Here is a 20,137-nt window from a genome sequence, read left to right as displayed (position 1 = left end):
CTGTCGGCGGCGGTGGCTATGACCACTGGCGCGTCGTCCCAAGGGCTTGGGCACTCATTTGGCTCGAAATGAACAACATCCAAAACATCTCAGGTTATCTCCCTCCAGAATGGATTGAAGCTTGGAAAGGACAAGCAGAAACAGAACTTCCTCTCACGTGGGAAGATCCAGACAACATGTATAAACCTATCCCCCGAAAACCAGAAATTGAAGAAAAGAACGCATTAACTGTAGCGAAATCCCTTGAAATTATTCGGAATAATATGAAAAAATCTTTGTACTAAACGAAAAGGAGGCTCGTTTTTGAATAGCCTCCTTTTATTTATTGTCGATTTCTATCGGTAAGTCGATATATTTTAATAATCGCTGATATATTCCTAGTTGCGCCGATATATTTTGATAATCGCTGATATATTTCGAGTTGCGCTGATATATTTTTATGTACTAACGGACTTTATGGGAAAAGGTCGTGATATTATGTGGAAACAACAAATGGTCAACACGAAACGCGGTACATTCGAGCTTTTTACTAAAGGCAGTGGCGAACCGCTTTGCATTACACATCACTATTCCCAATTTAATGAGACTGGTGATTACTTTGCGGATGTTTTCACTTCTACGCATCGTGTATTGCTCATTAATTTACGAGATGCTGGTAACTCCGCAAAAGCCAATTCAGAAAAAGAATTAAGTATGATTGAAACCATTCACGATTTAGAAGCGATACGAGAAGCTTTACAACTTCCAATATGGCATTTCGCTGGCCACTCAACAGGTGGTATGCTTGGACTTCTATACGCAATCACATATCCAAAATCCTTACAATCACTAGTCGTCGTTGGAGCCGCAGCAAGTAACTATACTGAAACACCATTTTGTATTTATCATCCGGAACATCCTCAGTTTCATTATATGCAACAGCTCATCGAAAATTTAAAAAGCCCTCACCTTACAAATGAGGAACGGAAAGAACTATCTACTGAGAGAACAAAATTATCATTGTATAAACGAGAAAACTACAACTCTTGTTTTGATAAACCAATCAAAACAACAATGTCCGCTAGCCGGATGAACGCTTTTGCTCATGAATATCCATCATTTGATTTACGAGAGCATTTACCTTCTATAAAAACAAAAACAATAATTATGTGCGGAAGACACGATGTACAGTGCCCGATTCAGTATTCTATTGAGATGCATGAGGGCATAGGTAATTCTATTTTTGTGACATTTGAAGAGAGTAATCATTATCCTTTTTTAGAAGAAGCTGCTCAATTTATTTCTACTACTCAAGAATTTTATAAATCATTACACTAGTACCGTTATTATTAAAGAAAGCTCACAGCCTCTATAAGACTATGAGCTTTTTTCAAAAGAAATATTTCATACTAAAAACAACAAGCAGAACAAAACAATCATTAAACCTACATCAAGGAATACTGCCTTTTTATCTCTCTTTATATTTTAACATAAATTACCTATTCCATCCTTTTGATCACATACAAAAAAACCTGTCAAAACTTTGACAGGTTCCCTACACATTAAAACGATAACCAGCCCCCCACACTGTTTCAATATATTGCGGGTGAGCAGGATCTCTTTCAATTTTTTCACGTAACTTTCTAATATGAACGACAACAGTTGCTAAATCACCAGCGGAGTCTAATCCCCAAATGCGTTCAAATAACTGTTCTTTATTTAATACTTGGTTTGGGTTTGTGACAAAGAATGTTAATAAATCAAATTCTTTCGTTGTAAAGGCGATTTCTTCATTGTTTATAAAAACTTTTCTCGCTCGTTGATCAATAGAAATTCCGTGAATATATAACGTATCGCGTTGCTTACTTACATTCCCTGATAATCTTTCATAACGAGAAATATGTGCTTTTACTCTTGCTACTAGCTCACTCGGGCTAAACGGTTTCGTTATATAATCATCCGCTCCTAAACCGAGCCCACGAATTTTATCTATATCTTCTTTTTTTGCTGAAACAAGTAGAATCGGAATATCTTTTATAGCTCGAATTTGCTTACAAATTTCAAATCCATTCATTTTCGGAAGCATAATATCTAAAATAATTAAATCGTAGTCTTCTTGCAGGGCCATTTGTAAACCTGTTTCTCCTGAATGTTCTACATCAACTTGAAAATCATTAATTTCTAAATAATCTCGCTGTAATTCTGCAATGCTTACTTCATCTTCTATTAGTAAAATTCTTTTCAATTTACTCACCACATTTCTCTACTTTTTCCAATGAGAAGAAAATGCTTGTGCCTTCCCCAAGCTCGCTTTCCGCCCAAATATTCCCGCCATGTTCTTCAATAATTTGCTTCGCTATCGCTAAGCCAAGTCCACTTCCACCTGTACTAGAATTTCGCGATTGCTCTGCACGATAGAAACGTTCAAAAATATAAGGAAGTGTATCAGATTCTATACCTGATCCGTTGTCCATTACTTTCACAATCACTTTATTGTTATCACTCGATACTGTTACAGTAATTTTCTTTTCTTCTTTATCCATGTATTTCACACTATTATGAATTAAATTTGATATCACTCTATTTATCTTTTCGCAATCAGCCTTTACATAAAGTGGTGATGCATGTAATTGTAAGTTAACTTCTATACCTTCTTTACTTAAATCCATCTGCATCTCTTCTATTAATTCTTGCATAAACATATTTAATTCAACCGTTTCAAACTGAAAGGGAACTCGATTCAAATCGAGCTTTGAGAATAAAAATAATTCATCAATGAGTGTATCCATATGTCTTGCTTTCGTATGGATAGTCGTTAAGTACTTATCCATTTTTTCTGGCGTATTTGCTACTCCGTCTTTTATTCCTTCTACATATCCAATAATAGATGTAATCGGTGTTTTTAAATCGTGAGAGATGTTTGAAATGAGCTCTTTTCGATTTTCTTCATACTGCGTTTGCATCTCTATCGATTCTTTTAATTTCTTCCTCATTTCCTCAAATCCTTGATTCAATTGCCCAATTTCATCGTGCGATGTAACTGGTATTTGAAAATCTAAATTTCCTTCTTTAATTTTTCCAGTCGCATCTTTCAATACAAAGATTGGTTTTATGACACTTCTTGAGACGAGGTAACTTAATAATCCAATAAGCAAAATAGCTAACAGTAAAAGTGATACGAACAAAATCGGAAATAACTTTTGTGTAAGATCTACAAATGAACTTTGCTTCTTTAATACAAATATACTCCCCTCTTCTTCCTGAGGAAAATAAAAATCAAACTTTACATATCGATAAAATGTATCGCCTAATTCCGTTGTACCACGACTATTAATATTTGCTGATTCAAATTTCGGAAGGGCTTCCTTTAAAGCCACACTTTCAAATACTTTTGTAGTATAAGAAATGGTTTCTCCCTTTCTTACAACAATTTTCACCCCTTCTTTTTCAAGTGATGAAACGAACGATTCATCTAATAGTTGCGATTGATGTTTCTTTGCTGCCGTCTTTAACTCAATATACGCATTCTCTTCTTCTGACGTAAGCGGCTTTTGAATATAGGAGCTTTTATAGAAATTTTTCACTGCTTCCAAATCACCTGTTATCGAAAAAACGATTAAAAATCCCGCGACTAATATAAGCGTAATGGAAACGAGAATAACAGCGATATAAGAAAATAAAAACCTTGTTTTAATAGACATATGTTACATCCTCACTTTACCCCGCTATTTGCCGGGCAGTAAGATCCCCACCTCAAAATTCAGAGAAAGCAAAGAAGTTAAGTGGGGGATCAACTCCCCATAAAAGCCCGATTGGTGTGGGCTAATAATCAGTGGGGGATGAACAAAACCCCCACTGATTAAAGTTTCACTTTATCAAACCTTATTACTCATAAGCATAAAAATATATGTTCAAATACTCAAGCGATTTTATAGTAATTTTAGCGTCAGTTTATAAAAATTTAATGTTCTTCTTTTACAGTTGAAATGAGGAGGTTGAAATTCCATGTTCAAAAAAACATTAAGCATGATATGTTGCGTAATTTTTTTACAAGGTTGCTCACAAGAACAAGAAGTTAAAAAGGAGATGACAAACATGGAGACAGCGCTACTAACAGCTACTGAGAAACAAGAAACGAATACTGTTATATCGTTACTCAAAAAAGGGGCTGACATAAATATAACAGACAATAAAGGACGTACCTCTCTTATGATTGCTACATACAAAAATGATGTAAAAACCGCAAAAGCGCTTATCGATGCTGGTGCTGACGTAAATATCCAAGATGATATGAAAAACAATCCCTTTTTATACGCTGGGGCAGAAGGTTACTTAGATATTTTAAAACTAACAATTGATGCTGGCGCAGATCCATCGCTTACGAATCGATATGGCGGTACAGCTCTTATCCCAGCCTCAGAACATGGCTATGTTGATGTTATAAAAGAACTCCTCACGCGAACAAATATCGATGTAAACCATGTAAATAACCTCGGATGGACAGCTTTAATGGAAGCCATCGTACTAAGTAACGGAAATGAAACACAACAACAAGTCATCCGCCTGCTCATTGAGCACGGTGCAGATATAAACATTCCAGATAATGATGGTGTTACTCCGCTAGAGCATGCTCGCGCTCATCACTTTGAAGAGATAGAGAAGATTTTGCTAGAAGGACATAAGTAAAACGCTAATTTTTGCTTTCCTTTCCCGCCCTATGCTACATTTAAGCCGTTATATCAATATGAATAGGGTGGGAATACACATGAACAAACCTAAAATTGGGATGATTGGACTTGGAAGTATCGCACAAAAAGCCTATCTTCCAACACTTACAAAAGAAACAGATTGGAATTTTGTAGGGGCGTTTACACCTAACGCGGAGAAAAGGAAACAAGTTTGCCAGCAATACCGCATTCAAGACTTCCATTCTATTGAAACGTTAGCTTCAGAATGTGATGCAATCTTCGTTCATAGTTCAACTGCATCGCATTATGAAATCGTTTCTGAACTTCTGAAAAAAGGAATCGATGTTTACGTTGATAAGCCGCTAGCTGCTACAGTAGAACAAGCTGAGAAGCTAGTCGAGTTGAGCGAAAAGTATAACCGAAAGTTAATGGTCGGATTTAATCGCCGCTTCGTTCCTATGTATGTTGCGGCAAAAGAGCAAGCTCATCATATTTCATGGATTCGAATTGAAAAGCATCGTACAAATAAAGTCGGGCCCTATACGTACGACTTTACGATGTTAGATGATTACTTACATATTGTAGATACTGCTCGCTGGTTAGCTAACGATGAGCTTAACGTCGTTCATAATATGATGCAAATCAATGAAAAGAATGAACTTCTTTACGGACATCATACATATACAACGCCAAGTGGACTGTTACTTTCTACCGCAATGCATCGCCATGCCGGTACAAATTTAGAACAAATTGAACTTGTCACAACAGGAAAAATCATTCGCGTAAAAAACATGAACACATTTGAAGTTGAGCAAGAAAATGCAGTTTCTCAAATTGGTTCCCCATCATGGGATACGACGTTAAAACAACGTGGTTTTGAAGATGCTGTTCATCATTTCATTGAATGTGTGCAAGGAGATACAAAGCCTGTTGTAGATGGATTAGAAGGATTAAAAACGCAGCAACTTTTGCAATCTCTGCTGAATAATGTAAACAAAAATTAAAACGGATACATTTTTCAGAATTTACTTTCATTCCCATTCCCTCTTTATTTCTCTCGAAAATTTCTATAGAATATGTTGATAGGAATTATAAATTTCATAATGAATCGTGGAAAGGATGGGATTAACACATGTGGAACGAGTTTAAGAAATTCGCGTTCAAAGGGAATGTCGTTGATTTAGCTGTCGGGGTTGTAATCGGTGCTGCATTCGGTAAAATCGTTAGTTCTTTAGTAAAAGATGTTATTACACCATTACTTGGTATGGTATTAGGTGGCGTTGACTTTACAGATTTAAAACTTACATTCGGTAAGTCATCTATTATGTACGGTAACTTCATCCAAACAATTTTTGATTTCTTAATTATTGCAGCGGCTATCTTTATGTTCGTTAAAGTGTTCAACAAACTAACATCTAGAAAAGAAGAAGAAGAAAAAGAGGAAGAAATTCCAGAACCAACAAAAGAAGAAGTTCTTCTTGGCGAAATTCGCGACTTGCTAAAACAGCAAAACTCTTCTAAAGATAGAGCATAATTGAACGGATAAAAAGGCATGTCCCGAGAGGGACATGCCTTTTCTATATGCTATAACGTTTCCGAATTCATATGAATAAATAAAATAATACCAGCAACCATAAGTACCATAATACTACTTGCAAATAGTGTAATCCCCATAAACATTAAACTTGTGCTCATATCCACCGATACACTTTCAATAAAAATAGAAATTACATACGTGATAAGGGCAATTCCTGCAAGAATACTTCCTGGAACAAATCGCTTTAAACCATTTTGTTTTAACGTCATATATGCAAAAATAGCAGTCATACAAAGCGTAATTATCCAAAGAACGATCATCTCTTCTCCCCCCTCACAAGCCTTTTCTTTTTATTATACATGACATTGCCCTATAATAGTTATTTTTACACTTATGTGACATATAACAAGGAACAATACTATTTTGTAGCGAAGTCACCAATAAGCCATATACTCGGGAGGATTTCAATTGGAAGATGATATTGTAGGATATTTTAAACAAGTAGAGCGATTCCATTATATTACAATCAACTTAGACAAAAAGTTTTTTTATATGGAAATTTTACAAATAGAAACAAATATAACTTCGCTAAAAATATCACTTAACTTAGATAAAGATGAAACTATTATTGCTGGCAATGTGAAACAATATGATCCTTCTAGGTTAGAACAATTCATACAAAACTTTAAACACACTGCACAAACATGTCTTGAACATAATTTACGAAGTCCTGAAGAACTTTTTACATTTTGGAAAGGAAATTGACCACCAGAAAAAAATGGATATTTTTCATATATATTGATATAATTACCATATATAGATATTCTTTATAAGGGAGTGTTCATAATGATTTGGATTTCACTAATCGTATTAGCCTATTTCATCATTCTCGTCCCAATACAGTATAACTACATTAAAATACTCAAAGAAAAACAGAAGAAAATGAATATGTCACAAAACGAACTATATGACAACATGTCTTATGAAGAATCCCAAATACATTACCATTACCAAAGTAACGTATTTACAATACCTGCTTCACTTGTCGCAAGTATTATTTATAGAATGAAACATGCAGCATAATATGTACGCTGTAAAATTATTGTTTGAATCTGTTCATTCTGGTGAGCCTGATCCTACGAAAATGGATGAGCATTATGAAGAAAATCACGATACACTTTTTGAAGAAAGTATTATTCTTGTTAAGGCACACAGTTTGGAAGAGGCCCATGCACTAGGTGAACAAATCGCTATACAGTCTGAGCATACGTACGATAATATGTACGGTGAGCAAGTAACGTGGACGTTTCGAAAACTATTACATGTATTTGAATTAGACGATACACCATTTGAAACCGGAAAAGAATTATACGCAAGATTTTTACACGTTAAGAAAAATGAAACGGTGGATACTATAGTTCAAACATACTATCCTGAATATAAATAAAAGCTCACAGCAATCGCTGTGAGCTTTTTTTATACTTACTTCGTTGAATCTCTAAATTGGATACGGTGAGGTAAGATAACAGTGTGATCTTCCACTTTTTCTTTGTTCATATACTTTGTTAATAGACGCATTGCTACTGCACCGATATCATACATCGGTTGTACAACTGTTGAAAGTTGTGGACGAACCATTAATGCAAGGCGTGTATTATCGAAACCAAGTACTTCTACATCAGTTGGTACATTTAATCCAGTGTCTTGTGCTGCGTGGATTACACCTAGTGCCATTTCGTCAGAAGATACGAAGATCGCTGTTGGCTTTTCATCAAGGCTCCAAAGCTTTTCGAATGCTTCGATACCTGAGTCATATGTGTAATCTCCATCGATTACAAGATTTTCATCATATGAAATACCTGCTTCTTCTAGAGCTTTTTTATAACCTTGTAATTTCTTCGCGCTTCCCGCTTTATCAATGAAAGGACCAGAGACGAAACCGATACGCTTATGTCCTTGTTCAATAAAGTGCTTCATTGCGTCGTAAGCTGCTTGTGTATAATCAATGTTTACTGATGGCGTTTCATTTTGCTCATCAAATGACGCTGCTAATACGATTGGTACTGGAGACTTTTTAAATTCTTCAATGTGAATGTCTGTAATATCTTCACCCATGAAAACAATTCCGTCCACTTGTTTTCCAAGCATCGTATTTAATAAATGGAACTCTTTCTCTTTGTTTTGGTCAGAGTTACTTAAAATGATGTTATATTTGTACATTGTTGCGATATCTTCAATTCCACGAGCAAGTTCTGCATAAAACGTATTTGAGATATCAGGAATAATAACACCTACTGTAGTTGTCTTCTTACTTGCTAATCCACGTGCTACCGCATTTGGGCGGTATCCTAAACGATCAATTGCTTCTAATACTTTCTTTCTTGTTGTAGGCTTTACATTTGGGTTACCGTTCACAACGCGTGACACGGTAGCCATTGAAACGTTCGCTTCGCGCGCTACATCATATATTGTTACGTTCATCTCATCGCACACTCCTTCTATTTTTGCTATCTATTTTTATGTATCGGTTACTTGAATGAAAAAAAGACATCAACTCTATTTGCAGATGCCACCAATCGTCCCGAGTTCTTCCTTTTACTAATGATACGATAAAAACGCAGGGTCATACAATATTTTCCCGCAAAAGTTTCGAAAAAATTCGCTTCTTTTCTCGTATTTTCGTATTTTTCATGAAAAAAAGGGTATTTTTTGTAAAAATATAGATGTTTCATAAGTAGAAATCTTATTTTAAGCAGTACACTAGCTAGTAATTGAAATTTATATCAGCGATTTTTTGAATATATCGACTTACCAACAAAAATCGACAATGATAGGCATTTGATGCGCTGGATCTGGAAGTACTCTACAATTGGCAATAGAAGATCCCATCCCCCTGTAGAATGCGTTACATCGACAATGCAAGGGGTAAATTGAGATTAGTACAGCGGAAATATGGAGCGTATTACGTGACGCCTTGTCCCATCGTCCCCTTTCATTTACAGTAAAAAAAGACAGTTTAAACACTGTCTTTTTTTATAAGAAGGAAACAAACGGTTTATCGCTGTTTTTCTCTTTTATAACAATTGCCTCAATTTTATTCTCGGACTTTATCTGCAATTGTACTTTTGCATCTTTCGGTAATTGGTCTAACATACTTTGAGCGGCGAGTTGAGTAAGAGCCATTAATTCTGTTTTACCGTTATATTTAATAACAATATTCATATTTAATGTATCCATTTGATTTTTCTTATAAGAAACTTTAGCATTTACTGGGATAAAGTCTCCAGGAGAAAAACCTTTCATTGCCTCAGCAAATTTATTTATTTTTTCATTATCTTCTCCATGTGCTTGTGTAAATTCATCGGAAGGATATGAATACGCTTTTTCTTCAATTGCATTCCAATTTCCAAGGTTCGTATCATTCTTTTGAACGGTAGCACTAGCAATATACGTTCCATTTTTTAAAGAACTTGTACTTTCTTGCTTAAAGATAGCAAACGTAATTGGGGATTTATTATACTTGTCATTTTTATGAATAGCTTCAATAAGTTGCTTAGCAACTTCAGTCCCCTTAGACATTGCCTCTTCATTGGATACACTTGAAGACATAGCTAACCCAATTACAACGCCAGATAAACTTAATTCATTTGAATTCTGTTTCCCGAAATAGTCTTGTTCTATAATATTTGTCAAAACGGGTGCTTCTACTTTTGCGACTAGTTCATCAACTAACTTCTCAGGAATATACTGATTTAATTGAAGCACATGGTTTTCTGTATCAAATTGCTCTTTTGCAATATTCATTAAACCATTTTCATACTCTGCTAAATCTAATTTAGAATTTGTTTTTACATTAGCTGTATTTATAACCTTTTGTTCTTTTAAAGGAATTACAGTTCTATAATAATCTTTAGAAACAGCAGTTCTCGGAATCATGCTTTTTTCTTTCGTATCTTTCTGTATAACTTCATCCTTCTTACTAATCGTATCATTACTACAAGCTCCTAGTAATAAACTTACGACTGCGAAGGATAATGCCATTTTCTTCATTACTTAAAACCTACTTTCAACAATCTAGTTATTTAGTTTGAACTATTAACAGTTTACCATTAAATATATTTCAACAAAAACAAAAAAAAGAAGCAAGCACCTTTTGCTTGCTTCTTTTTACTTAATATTCTCTTCTAAAGCATCTTTTTTTATGTTCCAATGAGACGTATTCCATACTACCATCCCATCTTTTATGTATAACACTTGCGGAGATTCATGTTTAATGCTGTACTGTTCTGCAACACGATTCGAAACATCTCTCGCATCTTGTACGTATAAGTAATACGCTGGTACCGCTCTTTCTTCACTACAATAAGCTTGAAATTCTGTATAGGCACCATGACTAATCGGGCATGTCGTACTATGTTTAAAAAGAACATAAGGCTCGTTTTTTTCTACTAGTACTTCAAGCTCTTCAATTGTTTCAAGTTTTGTCATATTCATTACGATTCACCTCTCATACGAAGTCTAGAGCGCTTTTCTTTCTTTTCAGCTTTTTTCTCGAGTCTTTCTAATTTACGTTCTTCTTTTTCAACCTTTTTCTCTTGTCTTGTCGCACGATAATGATTGTATACTTCAATTGCTGCGCTACTCCACTGTACAACTTGCGCTACTTTATCTGCATTATTTTCAATTTCGTCCGTAACAGACTCTGATACATTACGAAGTTTCGTATTTAAAGAATGGATTGTCGTTCCAATTCCATCTACACCCGATACTACTTTATTTAATGATTGTGACTTCTGTTGAATGTCATCAGCTAACGCATTTGTTTTATGTAATAATTGCTCCGTCTCTACGCTAATCCCTTGCATTTGCTTTTCTAAACCTTCTAACGTGCTTGCAACGTTTTCTAACGTCTTCTGAACCGATAACAACGTTCTGCATACATACACTACTAATACAGCGAAAGCAACCGCGATAATAGCTGCACTTACATATAAAAGAACTTGCATTTCATCACTTCCTTTATCTTTTTCATACTTTCCCCTATTATACAATCATTTTCCGTTTCGTTCTAACCCCTATCTTTCCATTAGAATTTTCATACTTATTCGTTAACTTTAACATAAATGATTCAACAAATTCCACTAAGTAGGTTACAATAGGAGAGGATACATAATTAGTAGGGAGGCTTTACATATGAAAGATCCACGCATTGAAAAGTTAGCATACAATTTAATTAACTACTCTATTCGCTTACAAAAAGGCGAAAAAGTATTAATTGAAAACTTTGGCTTACAAAAAGAACTTGTAACTGCACTTGTTAAAGAAGCATATGCAGCTGGTGGTTTCCCATTCGTTTCTTTAAAAGATCATCAAGTAGATCGCTCTTTATTAATGGGTGCTACTGAAGAACATTTTGAACAAATCGCAGCCTATGAAGCAAGCGTAATGAAAGATATGGACGCTTATATCGGTCTTCGCTCTGGCGATAACATTAACGAACAAGCTGACGTGCCAAGTGAAAGAATGCAAATTCACGGTCAAACAGTTGGTAAGAAAGTTCATAGAGACATTCGCGTTCCAAAAACACGCTGGGTTGTTCTTCGCTACCCAAATGCTTCTATGGCACAGCTTGCGAAAATGAGCACAGAAGCTTTCGAAGACTTCTACTTCGAAGTATGTAACTTAGACTACGGTAAAATGGATAAGGCGATGGATAGCCTTGTTACATTAATGAATAAAACAGATAAAGTGCGCCTAACTGGACCTGGAACTGACTTAACATTCTCTATTAAAGACATTCCAGCAATTAAATGCTCAGGTCATTTAAACATTCCAGACGGTGAAGTATACTCTGCACCAGTTCGTGATTCTGTTAACGGTACAGTTTCTTACAACACGCCATCTCCTTACAACGGTTATACATTTGAAAATGTACAACTTAAGTTCGAGAACGGCCAAATCGTTGAAGCAACTGCAAACGATTCAGAACGCATTAACAAAATCTTCGATACAGACGAAGGCGCACGCTACGTTGGTGAGTTCGCAATTGGCGTAAACCCATACATCTTACATCCAATGGGAGACATCCTATTCGATGAAAAAATCGATGGCAGCTTCCACTTCACTCCTGGACAAGCTTACGACGATGCATGGAACGGTAACAACTCGAACATTCACTGGGATTTAGTATGCATCCAACGCCCTGAATACGGCGGCGGCGAAATTTACTTCGACGACGTACTAATCCGTAAAGACGGACGCTTCGTTGTACCTGAATTAGAAGCTTTAAATCCAGAGAACTTAAAATAATGAAAAACGCTCGGGATTTTTTCCGAGCGTTTTTTTATCTTCACTCTATATTGAGCTACTTTTCTCACTTTTTGTTTGCTGGAAGTGAAAATAATACAAAAGCGCCACTGCAATAGTACCAATCAATATAGGAACATATAAAGGCAGATCCCATTTCATATATACTCTAGTGCAACCAACAAGTACAAATAATATTTCCAAGCAAAACAAAGGTTTTACATATTTCATTTCTTCCCTACCATTTCTATTTTCACATGTGGATTCTCTTTCTCAATAAGTGCCAAAAATTCAGTCATATGTTGCGGCATCGCAACCATATGTACTTTGTATGCATTCGTCGTAATTTCAAGGTAGTTTCCAACTTGACGAACAACTCTTATATCTTTTAATACAATATCATCATTTAAAATACCGTACTTTAATACACCATCTTCTACTTTATGCTTTTTAATAAATACTTCCCAAACGAGTGGTACATTAACAAGGAAGCATAAACTCATCCCAATTAACGCTGTCATCCACTGCTCTTTATTTGCGACAATCATAACGAGTGGATACACAAACATAAAAGCTAACGTGAGACAAACGAAAATGACTACTGACTTACTTCTTTGAATCGGAAAGTTCATACACGCACCCCCTAACCTAAATTATACCACTTTTTCCATTTTAGTTCATAAAAAAAAGCCATTTCTACATGACCTTCTTAAACAATATATCTATAAAATTTCTTATCCACCTGCAACACTGGAAAACTTTTTGGCAACTCATCTATACTCACACTTTCAAAACCATTCTTTTCATAAAAGCGATGCGCCGCTAAAAATTTCACTGTCGTTCCTAAGTAAATATCCTTCAGCTTTTTATTCTCAGCCCACGAAATTGCTGTTTGGAGCAACTTATGTGATGCACCCCACTCTTTTCCCCGAAATTCTTTTTTTACGAACATTTTTCTTAACGCTACTTGATGATTCCCAATATCTAATAAAGCTACTGTTCCAACTACTTTACCATCATAAATTGCTACCCAAAAGTTGCCATGATTCCTTTGATAAAATGTTTCTATTTCAAGCAGGTCCGGCTGCTCTTCTTTCATAATGGGGACATTGTACTCTTTTTGCTGAATATGAACGATAAGATCTACTACTTCATCTTGAAACGTACTTTCATACGGAATAATGCGTATCTTCTCGTTCATCGAATCTCCTTCCACTCTGAAGCTAGTAAACTATATACTGCCACATCATGAAAATGATCGTATAACCATTCTTCATCTCTTAAAACACCATCTAACTTAAACCCTAAACGTTCTGGAATAGCGCGGCTTTTCACATTTTCAACACCGCATCTAATTTCCATTTTATTTAATTTTAAATTCTCAAATGCATAGTGAAGTACAGCCTTCACGCTACGCGTCATAATACCTTTCCCGCCAGCATCTTCTGCAAGATAATATCCAAGACTCGCCGCTTTCTTCCCCCAGCTCACTGGATGAATACCTACCATCCCAACGAGCTTTCCTTTATAACGTATACCACTTTCAAAACCGTCTCCCTCTGCAAACTTCTTTAACCACATCGGACAAATCTCATTATAAGCATCAGCAGATTTCGTCCCATCTACCCAAGGAAGCCATCTTCTTAAATGATTACGGTTTTGATTTATTAATTGATATAGTTCCTCTTTATAATGTTTTTCTAGTAATTGTAGTTCGATTTCGTCATCTACCCGGAGTGTGAACATGTTTTTTAGCTCCCCTTTTTATTTTTCTTATTATTCTAACATTTTTAAACGAAAAATGTTAAATATTCACACTTTCTTTTGATTTTATTTGTATAAAACCTGATGAACACATTACTCCCGTAATAACTAATATCATCCCTATACATTGTGCGGGTGCTATATTTACTCCCTCTAAAAAAGAAATAATCATTGTAACTACAGGCACTAGATTAAAAAATAAAGATGTTCTCGCTGCACCAATTTGAGCAATTCCATTATTCCACCATAAGTAACCTAGCACACTCATTCCGATTGCCATAAAGAGAATTGCTCCCCAAGCTAATAGGGTGATTTCAAAAAGTGGCACTGTACTTTTTTGCGTAAAAGACATGATGGTAAAGGCAAGAGCACCAATAGTCATTGTATAGGTTGTAGTCTGTATTGGGCTCCCAGTTTTAATAAACTTTCTGCCTAGTACACCGTATAACGCCCAGCAAATATTTCCTAATAAAATATAAAAATCCCCTTTTGAAAATGATAAATTTTGTATTGCGATAAACGAACCTTGCGTAAGCACAAAAACAACACCAATTAGTGCAAGTAACATTCCAATACCTTGACGCTTTACTATTTTCTCCCGTAAAATGACACTTGCTAACAGCGTCGTAACAAGCGGGTTTGTCGCCATAATAAGTGCACCATTCATAGCTTCTGTATGTTTCATTCCTAAAAAGAAAAAGAAGTTAAAACCGAATACACCAACAATGCCTAACAAAAGGTAATAGATCCTGTTTTGCCTCCATACCTCCACCTCAAAATCTTTTCGTATTTTTAACAGACATAACATCACAAATGCAGCAATCCCAAAACGCCATGCTGCTATATGAATCGCTTCGAAATACTGCACCGCATATTTCGAAGCATTAAATGTTCCACCAGTAAATATCGCAAATCCTAATAACTGCGCATATACTTTATTTTTCATTGTCGGCCTCCAAGTCTTTTCCTTCTAGAAAACCGTAATAGATTTCTAACTTCTCTTCTGTTAGCTGGACAACTTTTCGCAATTGTTCTTGCTGTTCTTTTAATCTTTCTAAATGAGTTGTTAAAATTGAAATTCTCTTTTTTACTTTCGCTGGCACTTCCTCTTTCCTCTGCCTAATTTCCTCTATAATGCATCCATCACTTGCAAACTCAGCCATCTCTTCTAATGACATTCCAGTTTGTTTTAATGAACATAAAAATTTTAATAGGCGCACATCACCTTCTGTATATTGACGAATCCCGCTATTTCGCGTTGGTGGTGGTAATAATCCTAATTTCTCATAGTAACGCAAAGTATGAATACCCATCCCTGTTAATTCTGCTACTTCACCGATTTTATACATGTTCTCTCCCCCTTGTTTTTACATATTCATCTTACAACCTAGAGTTAGCTCTAGGTCAATACAGAAATAAAAATCGAACACAACAAAAAAGACGCACAGCTAAGCTATGCGTCTTTTCTATTACTTCTCTGCAACTTGAACTTCTTTTACGTAAGCTGCTTCGAATTTTTGGATGTCTCCTGCGCCCATGAAAATGAGAACGCCGTTTTTATGTTTCTTTAATACATCCGTTGTTGTATCTGTAATTAATTCTGCACCGTCAATACGCTTTTGCAGATCTTCGATTGTTAATTCACCTTTGTTTTCGCGCGCTGATCCGAAAATATCACATAAGTATACTTGATCCGCTTTGCTTAGGCTTTCAGCGAACTCATCTAAGAACTTTTCTGTACGTGAGAATGTGTGTGGCTGGAATACAGCGACAATTTCACGCTCTGGATGTTTTTGACGAGCGGCTTCAATCGTTGCATTAATTTCTGTCGGATGGTGTGCGTAGTCATCAATAATAACTTGCTCTCCCATCGGCTTCTCATTAAAGCGACGTTTTACGCCTTCAAAAGTTGTTAACTGATGCTTAACTGCTTCTACATCAACATTTTCATAATGGCAAAGCGCGATTACTGCTAATGCATTTAATACGCTGTGATTGCCATATCCTGTAATTTTGAACGTGTCATAGTACGTATTACGAACGAATACATCGAAAATAGTACCATCTGTTCTCTTTTGAATGTTACGTGCTTGGAAATCATTATCTTCTCCAAATCCATAGAAAATAACAGGTACTTTCGCTTGAATTTTTTGAAGTTCTTCATCATCTCCACATGCAATAATGCCTTTTTTCACTTGCAATGCCATCTCTTGGAATGCACTGAATACATCATTGATATCTGTGAAATAATCTGGATGATCAAAATCAATGTTTGTCATAATCGCATAGTCTGGATTGTAAGACAAGAAATGACGACGATACTCACAAGCTTCAAATACAAAATACTTACTATTTTCTACCCCATGCCCTGTTCCATCTCCAATAAGGTAAGATGTAGGGTGTGCACCTTGCATTACATGGGCTAACAAACCAGTTGTTGATGTTTTTCCATGTGCACCAGTTACAGCAACACTTGTGTATTGGTTCATAAGGTCACCTAAGAAGTGATGGTAACGATGTACTGGGATGTTTAATTCTTTTGCTGCTACGATTTCTTCATGCGTATCAGGAAATGCATTTCCTGCAATAATCACTTGTCCTTCTTTTACATTACTTTTATCAAAAGGAAGAATCGAGATACTACGCTTTTCCAACGCTGTTTGTGTAAAGAAACGCTTTTCATAATCAGACCCTTGAACAGTATGCTTCATGTCATGAAGAATTTGCGCTAATGAACTCATTCCTGTTCCTTTAATTCCTACAAAATGGTAAACTGTCATCTTAAAGAACCTCCAACATTTCGAACTAATACAACGGCCTATCTATAAGACAGTATATGAATCTTTTCTTATTTTGGTAATCATCATACATTTTTGATGTAGTGAAGTTATTCTTCCCTTCACTTATCAGGATAAACTCGTACGTACTTCTTTTTTATGTCCATAACAAATCCATTATAGCAAAAAAGAAGCCGCTATACTATGATAACAGAAAAACTGATAGGGTCAATCACCTATCAGTTTTTCTCTCTCTTACATATCTTCTCTTTTTTCTAATTGAACACGTTCTAGACGTGGGTTTGGACGATATTTACGACCAGCTTTCGCCTCTGGTTTTCCATTTAATTCTACGTTATCACCAGTAAAGCCAATATTCATTTTTAATAAGCTACTTCCTACTCCGTATATATCAACAGGTACGTTTTGAGCTTCAAATTCACGAATACGTTTCTCATCAAATCCACCAGTTACAACGATGTCTACATGCTGGAATCCTTCTTCATCAAGTGCTTTACGAAGTGCGAATACAAGCGATGGGTTTACACCACGTGGATCGAATGTTCCAAGTACTTCTGGGTGGCGAATGAAGTATTGATCAATCATCGTGCGAGACGTATCTACACGTACACCTTTTAATGTTGATCCAAATTCACGTGCTACGCGAAGTGCATCTGTAATGACATCATTGTTGTAATCAATTAATACAACTAATTCATCTTCTGGGAATTTTTTATGATATGCTTTTGCCGCTTCCACAACATCACCATTAAACATTTGAATTAATGCGTGAGGCATTGTCCCCATACCACTTTTGCCCCACCATTCATTCATCGCATGCGTCGCTTGTGCGCTCATACCACCGATGTATGCTGCATAACCGTCACCAGCTTGTTGTGTATAATGATCATCACGGTCTCCCATGAAAATAACTGGTTTTTCTTTATCTACGCTACGTGCAGCTTGGACAACGTTATATACGTTTGTCGCAACCGATGTACGACGAGCTAAAATCCCATCAATAACACCTTCTAAAAATCCGAAATTTTCATAAGGACCATGAATTGTTAACACTGTTTCAAATGGACTAATTTTATCGCCATCTTTTAAAGAGTTAATCTCAAGTTCCTCAGGATTTTTAGCGAATGTTTGTAGCAATGCAATAACTTCATCTGTTCCGCAAAGAACTGCATTTTCCTTTTGGAAAAATTGCATCGTTACAACACTTTTCGGGCGAAATTCTTCGATGATTTCTCTAGTCTTTAAAAAGTAAACGGCAGAGAACCAACCTTCTCCAACGCGTTCGTCAAATTTAAATGTTTTATTTGTTAGTCTATTTATTTCACCTTTTAATTTTAATTCAATTTCTTTCATGTCGCTTTACTCCCTACTTTACTATCCAACATTTTCTCTTAGTATACAGCAAAACCGTTTACTATACATTTGTTTCCTGCATAGCGGCAAATTCATCCTCAGAAATAAGGACATCTCTTGGCTTCGTTCCTCTTGCTTCAGAAATAATTCCTTGCGATTCCATCTCTTCAATGAGACGTGCCGCGCGATTATAACCGATGCGGAATTTTCGCTGTACAGAAGATGTGGACGCTCCCCCTTGTTCTACAACAAATTGACATGCATCAAGGAACAATTCGTCTTCCGACTCAGCTTGTTCTGTTTTCGCTAATAAATCCTCTTGCTTAAATAAGTAATTCGGCTTCATTTGCTTTTTCACATGATCAACTGTCTTTTCAATCTCATCATCCGATACATATACACCTTGTACACGAACTGGCTTAGACGTACCGTTCCCTAAGAATAACATATCACCACGGCCAAGTAATTTCTCCGCGCCCCCAATATCAATAATCGTACGCGAATCAACTTGAGATGATACAGTAAACGCAATACGCGTTGGAATGTTCGACTTAATTAAACCTGTAATAACATCTACAGATGGACGCTGCGTCGCTACTAATAAATGAATACCACAAGCACGTGCTTTTTGCGCAATACGACAAATCGCTTCCTCAACATCACCAGGTGCTACCATCATTAAATCGGCTAGCTCGTCAATGACAATAACGATATAAGGTAATGTCTCTCCCGGAATTTCTCGCTCACTTACAATCGTATTGTAACGAGTTAAATCACGAGCTCCTGCGTGCGCAAATAATTCATAACGGCGCTCCATTTCTTCAACTGCCCATTTTAATGCAGCTGTCGCTGCTTTTACATCCGTAATAACAGGTGCTACAAGATGTGGAACAGAATTGTATGGTGCAAGCTCAACCATCTTCGGATCGATTAACATTAACTTCACTTCATGTGGTTTCGCTTTATATAAAATGCTCGTTAAAATGGCGTTAATACACACACTTTTACCTGAACCTGTTGCACCTGCAATAAGTCCGTGTGGCATTTTTCGAATATCCGTTACAATTGGATCACCTGAAATATCAAGTCCAAGCGCAACCGTAAGCGGTGATTCACTCTTTGTAAACACAGGACTTCTTAAAATTTCACGAAGAAATACTGGCTTACTTTCTTTATTGGGAACTTCGATTCCAATCGCACTCTTCCCTGGAATCGGCGCTTCAATACGAATATCTTTCGCAGCTAAACTTAGCTTAATATCATCACTTAAGTTTGTAATTTTATTTACTTTTACACCTGGGTCTGGCTGTACTTCAAAACGAGTTACTGCTGGACCTTGCGATACATTAATAACATGTGCGCCAACGTGGAAATTATTAAACGTTGTATCTAATAATTCTTTCTGTTCTTCCAACCATTCCGTATTATCTAACGCTGCTTGCTGCGGAATCGATAGTAATGTTAATGATGGAATCGTATACGTCGGTGGCGTTTGCAATACATTGCGCACATCATTCTCTCTTTGATTTACAACATATGCTTTCTCTTCTACTTCCGTACTTGAAATTGGCTTTTGTACTTGCTCTGCCACTACTTGTTGTACTGGCTGCACTTGTGGCTCCACTACTTGCTGCATTGGCTTTTCTTCCACTTGTGGTTCCACTACTACTTGTTGCATTGGTCTTTCTTCCACTTGTGGTTCTACCACTACT

24 protein-coding genes and 1 pseudogene are annotated in these 20,137 nt (G+C 36.2%); 9 read left to right on the top strand and 16 right to left on the bottom strand.

Annotated elements, in window-relative coordinates; genetic code table 11:
* Together BAQ46_RS12805 and BAQ46_RS12800 are read left to right on the top strand one after the other, a co-directional pair.
* A pseudogene (locus tag BAQ46_RS12805) lies at positions 1-284 on the top strand (acetoin utilization protein AcuC); the annotation flags it as partial.
* Positions 285-456: 172 nt separating this feature from the next.
* Entirely contained in the window at positions 457-1,317 is an 861-nt protein-coding gene (locus BAQ46_RS12800; protein WP_116777233.1) for an alpha/beta fold hydrolase, read from the top strand.
* A gap of 217 nt (positions 1,318-1,534) precedes the next feature.
* Here the strand turns inward: BAQ46_RS12800 and BAQ46_RS12795 are convergent, their stop codons facing one another.
* Entirely contained in the window at positions 1,535-2,224 is a 690-nt protein-coding gene (locus BAQ46_RS12795) for a response regulator transcription factor (protein WP_033671272.1), read from the bottom strand.
* A gap of 1 nt (position 2,225) precedes the next feature.
* Entirely contained in the window at positions 2,226-3,680 is a 1,455-nt protein-coding gene (locus BAQ46_RS12790; protein ID WP_061132042.1) for a sensor histidine kinase, read from the bottom strand.
* 304 nt (positions 3,681-3,984) lie between these two features.
* Between BAQ46_RS12790 and BAQ46_RS12785 the strand changes: the two genes are divergently transcribed.
* The 3 genes from BAQ46_RS12785 to mscL all read left to right on the top strand — a co-directional run bounded on the left by BAQ46_RS12785 (position 3,985) and on the right by mscL (position 6,201).
* On the top strand, positions 3,985-4,665 hold the full coding sequence (locus BAQ46_RS12785; protein ID WP_061132041.1) for an ankyrin repeat domain-containing protein: 681 nt from the start codon (positions 3,985-3,987) through the stop codon (positions 4,663-4,665).
* Between the two features lie 79 nt (positions 4,666-4,744).
* Positions 4,745-5,671: a Gfo/Idh/MocA family protein gene (locus BAQ46_RS12780; RefSeq protein ID WP_061132040.1), complete on the top strand. Its 927-nt coding sequence runs from the start codon at positions 4,745-4,747 to the stop codon at positions 5,669-5,671.
* Positions 5,672-5,799: 128 nt separating this feature from the next.
* Positions 5,800-6,201 (top strand): large-conductance mechanosensitive channel protein MscL, encoded by a 402-nt coding sequence (mscL, locus tag BAQ46_RS12775; RefSeq protein ID WP_000267020.1) that lies wholly within the window; start codon positions 5,800-5,802, stop codon positions 6,199-6,201.
* 50 nt (positions 6,202-6,251) lie between these two features.
* Here the strand turns inward: mscL and BAQ46_RS12770 are convergent, their stop codons facing one another.
* Positions 6,252-6,524 carry a DUF3917 domain-containing protein gene (locus BAQ46_RS12770; protein ID WP_000636593.1) on the bottom strand — a complete coding sequence of 91 codons (273 nt, stop codon included), beginning with the start codon at positions 6,522-6,524 and terminating at the stop codon, positions 6,252-6,254.
* 148 nt (positions 6,525-6,672) lie between these two features.
* Between BAQ46_RS12770 and dhp61 the strand changes: the two genes are divergently transcribed.
* From dhp61 to BAQ46_RS12755, 3 genes are all read left to right on the top strand, one after another.
* The gene (dhp61, locus tag BAQ46_RS12765; RefSeq protein ID WP_071742007.1) at positions 6,673-6,969 is read left to right on the top strand and encodes a protein Dhp61; all 297 of its coding nucleotides are present in this window, start codon (positions 6,673-6,675) and stop codon (positions 6,967-6,969) included.
* 81 nt (positions 6,970-7,050) lie between these two features.
* Positions 7,051-7,287, top strand: a complete 237-nt coding sequence (locus tag BAQ46_RS12760) for a DUF3949 domain-containing protein (protein WP_000637880.1) — start codon at positions 7,051-7,053, stop codon at positions 7,285-7,287.
* 1 nt (position 7,288) lies between these two features.
* The gene (locus BAQ46_RS12755) at positions 7,289-7,651 is read left to right on the top strand and encodes a DUF4288 domain-containing protein (protein ID WP_071742008.1); all 363 of its coding nucleotides are present in this window, start codon (positions 7,289-7,291) and stop codon (positions 7,649-7,651) included.
* 35 nt (positions 7,652-7,686) lie between these two features.
* Here BAQ46_RS12755 and ccpA read toward each other — a convergent pair whose 3' ends face one another.
* From ccpA to BAQ46_RS12730, 4 genes are all read right to left on the bottom strand, one after another.
* The gene (gene ccpA / locus BAQ46_RS12750) at positions 7,687-8,685 is read right to left on the bottom strand and encodes a catabolite control protein A (protein ID WP_001103296.1); all 999 of its coding nucleotides are present in this window, start codon (positions 8,683-8,685) and stop codon (positions 7,687-7,689) included.
* A gap of 552 nt (positions 8,686-9,237) precedes the next feature.
* Complete coding sequence (locus tag BAQ46_RS12740; RefSeq protein WP_071742006.1) at positions 9,238-10,254, bottom strand: CamS family sex pheromone protein; 1,017 nt, start codon at positions 10,252-10,254, stop codon at positions 9,238-9,240.
* Positions 10,255-10,371: 117 nt separating this feature from the next.
* Positions 10,372-10,698, bottom strand: a complete 327-nt coding sequence (gene ytxJ, locus BAQ46_RS12735) for a bacillithiol system redox-active protein YtxJ (RefSeq protein WP_001057466.1) — start codon at positions 10,696-10,698, stop codon at positions 10,372-10,374.
* Positions 10,698-11,210 carry a DUF948 domain-containing protein gene (locus BAQ46_RS12730; RefSeq protein ID WP_001197726.1) on the bottom strand — a complete coding sequence of 171 codons (513 nt, stop codon included), beginning with the start codon at positions 11,208-11,210 and terminating at the stop codon, positions 10,698-10,700. Before BAQ46_RS12730 ends, ytxJ begins: the two co-directional genes overlap by 1 nt.
* A gap of 187 nt (positions 11,211-11,397) precedes the next feature.
* Here BAQ46_RS12730 and BAQ46_RS12725 point away from each other — a divergent pair, with 187 nt between their 5' ends.
* The gene (locus BAQ46_RS12725) at positions 11,398-12,513 is read left to right on the top strand and encodes an aminopeptidase (protein WP_000654735.1); all 1,116 of its coding nucleotides are present in this window, start codon (positions 11,398-11,400) and stop codon (positions 12,511-12,513) included.
* Between the two features lie 45 nt (positions 12,514-12,558).
* Here the strand turns inward: BAQ46_RS12725 and BAQ46_RS12720 are convergent, their stop codons facing one another.
* The 9 genes from BAQ46_RS12720 to BAQ46_RS12680 all read right to left on the bottom strand — a co-directional run.
* Positions 12,559-12,741 carry a hypothetical protein gene (locus BAQ46_RS12720; RefSeq protein ID WP_000878351.1) on the bottom strand — a complete coding sequence of 61 codons (183 nt, stop codon included), beginning with the start codon at positions 12,739-12,741 and terminating at the stop codon, positions 12,559-12,561.
* On the bottom strand, positions 12,738-13,142 hold the full coding sequence (locus BAQ46_RS12715) for a PH domain-containing protein (protein ID WP_061132038.1): 405 nt from the start codon (positions 13,140-13,142) through the stop codon (positions 12,738-12,740). Before BAQ46_RS12715 ends, BAQ46_RS12720 begins: the two co-directional genes overlap by 4 nt.
* A 77-nt stretch (positions 13,143-13,219) precedes the next feature.
* Positions 13,220-13,711, bottom strand: a complete 492-nt coding sequence (locus tag BAQ46_RS12710; protein ID WP_061132037.1) for a GNAT family N-acetyltransferase — start codon at positions 13,709-13,711, stop codon at positions 13,220-13,222.
* Positions 13,708-14,256: a GNAT family N-acetyltransferase gene (locus tag BAQ46_RS12705; RefSeq protein WP_071742005.1), complete on the bottom strand. Its 549-nt coding sequence runs from the start codon at positions 14,254-14,256 to the stop codon at positions 13,708-13,710. The genes BAQ46_RS12710 and BAQ46_RS12705 overlap by 4 nt, the downstream gene beginning before the upstream one ends.
* Before the next feature lie 58 nt (positions 14,257-14,314).
* Positions 14,315-15,220, bottom strand: coding sequence for a DMT family transporter (locus BAQ46_RS12700; RefSeq protein ID WP_071742004.1), 906 nt, complete (start codon positions 15,218-15,220; stop codon positions 14,315-14,317).
* The gene (locus tag BAQ46_RS12695; protein ID WP_000276595.1) at positions 15,210-15,623 is read right to left on the bottom strand and encodes a MerR family transcriptional regulator; all 414 of its coding nucleotides are present in this window, start codon (positions 15,621-15,623) and stop codon (positions 15,210-15,212) included. Before BAQ46_RS12695 ends, BAQ46_RS12700 begins: the two co-directional genes overlap by 11 nt.
* A 120-nt stretch (positions 15,624-15,743) precedes the next feature.
* Positions 15,744-17,054: a UDP-N-acetylmuramate--L-alanine ligase gene (murC, locus tag BAQ46_RS12690; RefSeq protein ID WP_000219470.1), complete on the bottom strand. Its 1,311-nt coding sequence runs from the start codon at positions 17,052-17,054 to the stop codon at positions 15,744-15,746.
* 252 nt (positions 17,055-17,306) lie between these two features.
* Positions 17,307-18,425 (bottom strand): nicotinate phosphoribosyltransferase, encoded by a 1,119-nt coding sequence (locus BAQ46_RS12685; protein ID WP_000658369.1) that lies wholly within the window; start codon positions 18,423-18,425, stop codon positions 17,307-17,309.
* A 61-nt stretch (positions 18,426-18,486) separates the two neighbouring features.
* Positions 18,487-20,137 (bottom strand): DNA translocase FtsK (locus BAQ46_RS12680; protein ID WP_131801179.1); only part of this gene is annotated, 1,651 nt, incomplete at its 5' end.

The sequence above is a fragment of the Bacillus paranthracis genome (assembly GCF_001883995.1).
GTDB lineage: Bacteria > Bacillota > Bacilli > Bacillales > Bacillaceae_G > Bacillus_A > Bacillus_A paranthracis.
Note: the sequence above shows the minus strand (reverse complement) of the source record. Positions and strands in the feature narration are given on the sequence as shown.